The sequence below is a fragment of the Falseniella ignava genome, assembly GCF_002847645.1.
GTDB lineage: Bacteria > Bacillota > Bacilli > Lactobacillales > Aerococcaceae > Falseniella > Falseniella ignava.
The window spans coordinates 1-502 of sequence record NZ_PKHE01000043.1 but is presented as its reverse complement, the minus strand read 5'-3'; the positions used below and the strand labels follow the sequence as shown (position 1 = coordinate 502).

Here is a 502-nt window from a genome sequence, read left to right as displayed (position 1 = left end):
TCATGCATAAATTTATTAGTATCACCACTTTCAAAGGTCGAAGCTCAACATAAAATATACTCTAAATTATGTTGACATTTTTATAGCTGGCTTAATAATAGATATGCAAATTAATAAAAAATTTTTGATAATTTACATTTGACAAGATTACTTCCAGGTGATATGATAAATAAAGTCCTAATAAGAGAGGCAAACATTATTTAAAAAACTTAAAAGTTTTTACAAAAAGGTGTTGACTTTATTTCTAGGACGAGGTATTATATAGAAGTTGCTTCTTGGAGGCGACACAAGCTCATTGAAAACTGAACAAAGACAAACACACCAAATGTGAAAGGGTCCAACACAAGTTGGAACAACGATAAATTCGAAACGTAGTTGGAGGCAACCAATTAAAAAAACAAAAGCTAGTAAAAATTTTAGAGTCAATCGAGACTCATGATCTTTCATGAGAGTTTGATCCTGGCTCAGGATGAACGCTGGCGGCGTGCCTAATACATGCAAG

At 32.7% G+C, this 502-nt stretch carries 1 rRNA gene; it reads left to right on the top strand.

Going from position 1 to position 502, the window contains the following annotated elements:
• Window positions 1–441: 441 nt before the first annotated feature.
• Window positions 442–502: ribosomal RNA gene (locus CYJ57_RS07710) — 16S ribosomal RNA — on the top strand; the annotation flags it as partial.